Below are 6852 nucleotides of genomic sequence, written 5' to 3'. Positions count from 1 at the left end.
CATCCTCTTATTTTTTATTATAACAAAAAAGTAGACATACTTTTTTAATGTCTACTTTCATCTTACAACTTCACCAACAAAATTGGTTTCGCCAATTAAATAAATAATTAATTATTAATAACTCACCTTATTAAACGCCTTACTTATATCCCTTCTCTTTATCCAAAGCTTCATCCTTAATTTCTTTTCTCATAGCCTCTAGAGCTTCCTCTCTTCTTTCATTCTTTTCTTCTAATGTTTGCTTCATTTTAGAGTCATCTGTTTTAGCTATCATTTCATCGGCAAGTTCACAATTTAAAATTGTTTTATCAATATTATATTGAATTCTATCCACATTGTCTCTTCTATCATCTGGTTTGTTCTTCATAATATCATATCTCCTTTTCTACTGTAATTTTGTTTTTTAATTTGAAACTACAAGAAATTATACTTTCATAGTCATGAACTTTTCTTTTGTATTATGCTCAAACAAATAATTTATTATGTAGAATCATTTAATTTTCAATTACATTTATTTGCCACACATTAATAAGTTTATGAGTGTAATACTAATACAGTTAGGAGGTGATGATTATGAATGGAAATTTAGCCCCACATGAAGCAATTGAGGTCAGAGAATACATAAGTCAAGAGATGTTAGATATAAAAAAAATTAGTGCGAGCATAAATATGGTTAATGATGCTGAATTAAAAAATTATATGCAGGATTCAATAGCATCAAAAAAAACTGCTTTGCAAAACATACAGTCCTCATTATCTTAAAAATATTTTTAAATAGAAAGGAGTAATTCTAAATGCCACAAAATAGTACTACCTTAACAGAAAAGGACATTGCACTTGACTTAATTACAAGTTCAAAGACAACAATAACAACCTTATCTAAAACATTAACAGAAGCAACAAATCCACAACTAAGGGAAACTCTAAAAAACCAACTCACTGCTTGTGTCAACTCTCATTACAGACTTTCAGATATATCAATTAATAAAGGTTGGTACAATGCTCATCTAGATGCAGAGCAGCAATTACAACAAGATTTATCAACTATCAACTCTATTACTCAATAATTATCACATATATTACATCGGAGGTGAACTCATGAATAACAAAAATAACCTAGCACCCCATGAAATGCTTGAATTAAGAGAATTAATGGATTCAAATATTGTTGGTGTAAAAAAATTACAGGCTAATATGAAGATGATTGAAGATGATGAATTAAAATCTTTTATGGAACATTGTCTAGATAGCAAAAAAGAAAATATAAATTCTGTTCAAAATTTCATTGAAAGCAATTTTAATATTTAATATAATAATAGGAGGTTTCCACTATGTCTTTTTTAGATAACTTATTTGGAAATGATAATGCCGCACTAACAGAAAAAGATATCGCTCAAGATATGCTCAAAGATTCAAAATTTGCTGTAACATCATTAGCTTCTGCTGCAGCAGAAGCAATTAATCCTGAACTTAGAGATATGTTAAGAACTCAATTAGATAAAGCTGTAAGCGATCATTTTGAATTATCAGATATGATTGTAGATAGAGGCTGGTATCCTGCCAAGGATGAACCTATAGAACAGCTTAGAAATGAATATGAAATTTCTCAAAAATTAAGTGAAAATTCTTAATAAAAAGAGAAATAATTGACACAGCTTTTACAGTTTACAGTTATCAATTGAAGTAGAAATCCCTAACAGGATTTCCCCCCTCAACTGTAAACTGTACATTGTTAACTGCAAATATATGCCCCTAAATAAATTCTTCAAAACCATCTTTATATTTCGTTGGTATAAATTCTATTATTTCATATTTAGCTATATCCTTCTTATAAAAAGGATCTTCCTTAATTATTGAATTTATTTCTTCTTTATCTTTCCCACAAGATAATATTACTCCTCCGGTTCTTGGATTTTGCCTTCCTGAACATATAAATTTATTCAATGAATAATATTTTTCTAGAAAAACAACATGGTCGTCCAAATATTTTTCAACTTCCTCCATAGATTTTTGATATCTTAAAATTACTAGAAACATATAGTTACCCTCCTCAACTATTCTTATTTATTTCTTCTAAAATCATAATTCTTTTATAAAATCCATATTTTTCATAAAATCTTAATACTTCTTCATTCCCATCTATAACACCTATTCTCCTTGTTTTTGCTTTATTTTTATATAACCATTCCAGAGCATTTTTCATTAATTTATCTCCTAAATCTAATTTACGGTATTCATAAGCCACAAAAATCGAATCTATTTCTCCTTCTAATCCTTTATTTATACTACTAATACAATATCCTACATACATTTCTGCTTTCTTTATTAGAGCTATGTTAACACCTAAAACAGTGTCATTTAGAAATTTCTCCTTTCTAGCTTCAAAATTAAAACTTTTATATCTATTCTTAAAATAATTTGATTGTTTCTCATGCTGCTTATTTAATTGTTCCCATAATGGTTTGACTAAATCTAGTAATTCTGCTCCACCACTTTTTAATTCAAAATCCTCCATAGTTATTTCCCCCCCAAAAAATATATGTGCTACAATTAAAGTGTAAATCAGTACAAAATTCAATTCAATAATTGAAAAATGAAATTGTACTAGTACACGAGGTGAATCATGAGTAAATATGAAGCTATAATCAATTTTATTAATTATGAAATTAACAACAAAAATATTACATATGGTGAAAAAATGCCAACAATTAGAGAATTATCAGAAAAATTCAATTGCAGCAAGCAAACCGTTGTCCATGCTTATGAAATAATGCAAAAAAATCATATAATTTATTCTAGACCTCAAAGTGGCTATTATTTAATTGATAAAAAAGAACTTTATATAAATGATTTTAATAAAATTATAGACTTTTCATCTGGTTCTCCTGATGAAAGCATTCTAGATTATAAAGAATTCCAGCATTGTTTAAATCAAGCTATAGAGATACACAAAGCTACTCTTTTTAATTATTCTTCTCCTAAAGGACTTCCTGATTTAATTTTTACTTTAAAAACATATTTTGAAAATTATCAGATATTTTGTTCTTTAGACGACATTTATATTACATCAGGTTCTCAGCAAGCTATCAATATACTCTGTAGTATGCCTTTTCCCAATGGAAAAAGTAATGTACTTGTTGAACAGCCAACTTATCACGGTACTTTAAAAGCTTTAGAAACGACTAAAACTCCAATAATTGGGATTGAAAGAAAGTTTGATAGTCTAGACCTAAAAGAACTAGAAAAAAAATTCGCATATGGAAATATTAAATGTTTTTATACAATTCCTCGTTTTAGTAATCCTCTTGGAATAAGCTACACAAATAATGAGAAAAAACAAATCATAATGTTAGCTGAAAAATATGATGTTTATATTGTTGAAGATGATTATCTTGCTGATTTAGAGATTAAAAACAATTCATATCCAATGTATTATACTGATACATCATCTAAAGTTATATATATTAAAAGTTTTTCAAAGATACTCCTCCCGGGCCTTAGAATTGCAGCTGTCGTACTTCCAAAACTTTTAAGAAATACATTTGAAGAATATAAGAAATGGACAGATTTAAATACCTCTGTTTTATCTCAAGGTGCTTTGGATATTTATATAAAAAGTGGAATATTTAATTCTAATAATAAGACAATAAGAACAACATATTCTGAACGAATGGATGCGTTACGGAAAGCTTCAAGTGAAATTATACTTCCACAAATAAAATGGCACATACCAGACACTGGATTCTATTCGTGTATTGAATTTTTAAATAATATAAATATTGATTGGCTGATTAAGGAATGTGATAAAAAAGATATTCTTATAAAAGGGATGGATAATGCTTATTTAAAAGATTATTTTAATGGTGATATTTTAAAAATAAGTGTTGGAAATTGCAGTACATCAGATATAGAAAATGGAATACACGAACTTTTGAAAATAATTCAAATTTATTATAATAATATTTAACAAATTGAATACAGGCAGTCCCCTAAAGCACTGCCTAATTAAATTTTATTTTCTTAAGATAAAATTCAATTTTTTTACAAAGCCTCTGAAAGTATAATATAGTTTAAATGTAGTTTTTAAACCTTTTTATTAATTTAAATAATAAAACCCTCACAATACTTTATGTATTGCCAGGATTTTATCTAGAATAAGGTCTATTTCACTTCAATTTTATTATAATTTTTCTTACCTCTCTTTATTAAGGCACTTCCATCTTGGAAATCTGCTTCTTCTAAAGCTCGTGTCATTTCTATAACTTTTTCACCATTAATTGATAATCCACCTTGTTCAATTAATCTTCTAGCTTCTTTTTTAGATGGAACAATTTTAGTGCTTGCCAGAATATCTAAGATCGGTAGTCCAATCTCTTCTTTGCTTATTGTTACAGTTGGAACATTTGACATGTCAGCTCCACCTGCAAATAATGCAACAGCTGCTTCTTCTGCCTTCTTAGCCTCTTCTTCACCATGAACAAGCTTTGTTATTTCATATGCAAGTACTTTCTTGGCATTATTTATTTCAGCACCTTCAAGAGTTCCTAGTCTTCTTACTTCATCCATTGGTAAGAATGTTAATAAAGCTAAGCATTTTTCAACATCAGCATCATCTACATTTCTCCAATATTGATAAAAATCATATGGTGAAGTTTTTTCTGGATCTAACCATAATGCTCCTCCAACAGTTTTACCCATCTTTTGACCTTGGCTATTTGTAAGTAATGTACAAGTCATAGCCATAGCTTCACCTTGAGCTTTTCTTCTTACAAGTTCAACACCTGCAATCATGTTAGACCATTGGTCATCTCCACCAAGCTGCATCTTACAATTATATTTTTGATTTAATTCATAAAAATCATATCCTTGCATTAACATATAGTTAAATTCTAAAAATGATAATCCTTTTTCTAACCTTTGCTTAAAACATTCAGCTGACAACATTCTGTTTACTGAAAAATGCACTCCAACTTCTCTTAAGAAATCAACATAGTTAAGGTTTAATAACCAGTCAGCATTATTAGCAAGTATTGCCTTACCGTCTGTGAAGTCTATAAATCTTTCCATTTGTTTCTTTATACTATCAACATTATGCTGAATATCTTCTTTGGTAAGCATCTTTCTCATATCAGTCTTACCACTTGGATCTCCAACCATAGCTGTTCCACCACCAATTAAAGCTATTGGTCTATGTCCTGCTTTTTGCATATGTGCCATGAACATCATAGCAATAAAATGTCCAACATGCAAACTATCTGCTGTTGGGTCAAAGCCTATATAAAAAGTTATCTTCTCATTTTCCAATAACTTTCTTGTTTCTTCTTCATGAGTAAATTGTTTTATGTATCCTCTTTCTAATAGCTCATCTAATACGCTTGCCATTATAGTACCTCCTAAAAATCTTCTTACTAACACAGCATAATTCAATATATATATAATTATACTGTTGTATTACTTTTTGATTATGCGTTAATAACTTTCCAGTATTTTAATCACTTACTATAGTATATCCTCAACCTTAACTTTTGGCAACAATTGAAAACAGTTAAGGGGGCTGAGTTATAAATTATGAATTATACCTACATAAAGAGCAGCTATGCACATAGAACGAAAGTATCTGCGACACGTTTAATTAATGATGAATGAATAATGAAGATATTTCTTCGGAATATCCTCCTCTTTAATAAGTTTCAAGTTACATATAAGTTCCGTATTGTGGCATAGCCACTCTTTTTATAGGTGCGTATTGTGGCATATCTACTCTTTATAAATAAGATCCGTTGTTGCAGCATAGCTGCTCTTTTTATATGTGTATGTCTCTAATAGAATTTCCAATTGATAATTTTGATTCTATATATATTTTTTTGCCTATTATTTCGCTCTCTCCATTTATTAGTTTCATCAATAATTCTATTCCTAATTTAGCTATTTCCCCAATTGGCCTTATAACAGTAGTTATACTAGGAGTTATAAATTTTCCTATTTCATTTCCATCAAATCCCAATACAGAAATATCATCAGGTACTTTTAATCCATGATCTGTAATAGCCTTTATTGCTCCTGTTGCCATTTCATCGTTAAATGCAAATATAGCTGTAAATTTTTCTTTTCCATTAAGAATTTTTTTAGTTACCAAATAACCACTTTTTACACTAAAATCTCCGTGTAATATTAATTTTTCATTTAATTTAATATTATATTTTTCTAACGCTTCTAAACACCCATCTCTTCTCATTTTGGTTGAATAAAATCTTTCTGGTCCTTCAATTATTGCAATATCCTTATGACCATTAATTATTAACTCTTCTACACCTCTAGAAGTCCCTATCTTTTCATCTGTATACACATTAATGACTTTATGACTTACTTTCCTATTAATAACAACAACAGGTATTTTTTTATCTATAATCTCTTCAATAAACCCATCATCACCTTTTTTTTGACTTAAAACTAATATTCCATCATAATTTTTTGGACTTATTGTATTTTCTTCATGCATATCAATACCTTTAACAATTACATTATACTTTTTATCCATATTTCTATATACATTATTTATTACACTTTGAAATACGAATGGTGAAGTTCCATTATCAATAGTTGAAAAAAATACACCTATATTGTAAGCTTTATCTATTTTCAAGCTTCTAGCATTCATATTGGGAATATAATTTAATTCTTTAGCTACTTTAAATATTTCTTCTTTAGTTTTCTCACTAACAGCTTTCGATCCTGTTAACGCCCTAGAAACTGTTGAATGAGATATATTAAGTACTTTTGCTATATCCTTGATAGTTGTCGTCATCTTTTTCCTCCAAAATCTTTATAAATCATTTTTTAATTGTAACAAAA

At 28.5% G+C, this 6852-nt stretch carries 10 protein-coding genes; 5 read left to right on the top strand and 5 right to left on the bottom strand.

Going from position 1 to position 6852, the window contains the following annotated elements:
* Positions 1-139: 139 nt before the first annotated feature.
* Complete coding sequence (gene tlp, locus L3B98_RS11620) at positions 140-367, bottom strand: small acid-soluble spore protein Tlp (RefSeq protein ID WP_015395385.1); 228 nt, start codon at positions 365-367, stop codon at positions 140-142.
* A gap of 206 nt (positions 368-573) precedes the next feature.
* Between tlp and L3B98_RS11615 the strand changes: the two genes are divergently transcribed.
* Genes L3B98_RS11615 through L3B98_RS11600 form a run of 4 tightly spaced genes read left to right on the top strand, consistent with a single transcriptional unit; the run spans position 574 to position 1631 of the window.
* A complete protein-coding gene (locus L3B98_RS11615; protein ID WP_015395386.1) occupies positions 574-762 on the top strand; it encodes a hypothetical protein in 189 nt (62 codons plus the stop codon).
* 32 nt (positions 763-794) lie between these two features.
* Positions 795-1067, top strand: coding sequence for a spore coat protein (locus L3B98_RS11610; RefSeq protein ID WP_015395387.1), 273 nt, complete (start codon positions 795-797; stop codon positions 1065-1067).
* Positions 1068-1098: 31 nt separating this feature from the next.
* Complete coding sequence (locus L3B98_RS11605; RefSeq protein ID WP_015395388.1) at positions 1099-1308, top strand: hypothetical protein; 210 nt, start codon at positions 1099-1101, stop codon at positions 1306-1308.
* A gap of 23 nt (positions 1309-1331) precedes the next feature.
* Positions 1332-1631 carry a spore coat protein gene (locus L3B98_RS11600; RefSeq protein ID WP_077366374.1) on the top strand — a complete coding sequence of 100 codons (300 nt, stop codon included), beginning with the start codon at positions 1332-1334 and terminating at the stop codon, positions 1629-1631.
* A 121-nt stretch (positions 1632-1752) separates the two neighbouring features.
* Here L3B98_RS11600 and L3B98_RS11595 read toward each other — a convergent pair whose 3' ends face one another.
* Positions 1753-2037, bottom strand: coding sequence for a YciI family protein (locus L3B98_RS11595; protein ID WP_238916716.1), 285 nt, complete (start codon positions 2035-2037; stop codon positions 1753-1755).
* A 13-nt stretch (positions 2038-2050) separates the two neighbouring features.
* Positions 2051-2515, bottom strand: coding sequence for a GNAT family N-acetyltransferase (locus L3B98_RS11590; protein ID WP_077366375.1), 465 nt, complete (start codon positions 2513-2515; stop codon positions 2051-2053).
* 108 nt (positions 2516-2623) lie between these two features.
* Here L3B98_RS11590 and L3B98_RS11585 point away from each other — a divergent pair, with 108 nt between their 5' ends.
* A complete protein-coding gene (locus tag L3B98_RS11585; RefSeq protein ID WP_238916715.1) occupies positions 2624-3967 on the top strand; it encodes a PLP-dependent aminotransferase family protein in 1344 nt (447 codons plus the stop codon).
* Positions 3968-4161: 194 nt separating this feature from the next.
* Here L3B98_RS11585 and tyrS read toward each other — a convergent pair whose 3' ends face one another.
* Positions 4162-5382 (bottom strand): tyrosine--tRNA ligase, encoded by a 1221-nt coding sequence (gene tyrS, locus L3B98_RS11580; protein ID WP_015395393.1) that lies wholly within the window; start codon positions 5380-5382, stop codon positions 4162-4164.
* A gap of 421 nt (positions 5383-5803) precedes the next feature.
* Positions 5804-6805 (bottom strand): LacI family DNA-binding transcriptional regulator, encoded by a 1002-nt coding sequence (locus L3B98_RS11575; protein ID WP_015395394.1) that lies wholly within the window; start codon positions 6803-6805, stop codon positions 5804-5806.
* Between the last annotated feature and the right edge of the window lie 47 nt (positions 6806-6852).

The organism is Clostridium sp. YIM B02555 (genome assembly GCF_022320955.1).
In the GTDB taxonomy this organism is placed as follows: Bacteria; Bacillota; Clostridia; order Clostridiales; family Clostridiaceae; genus Clostridium; species Clostridium saccharoperbutylacetonicum.
This window is presented reverse-complemented; position numbering and strand designations above follow the sequence as displayed.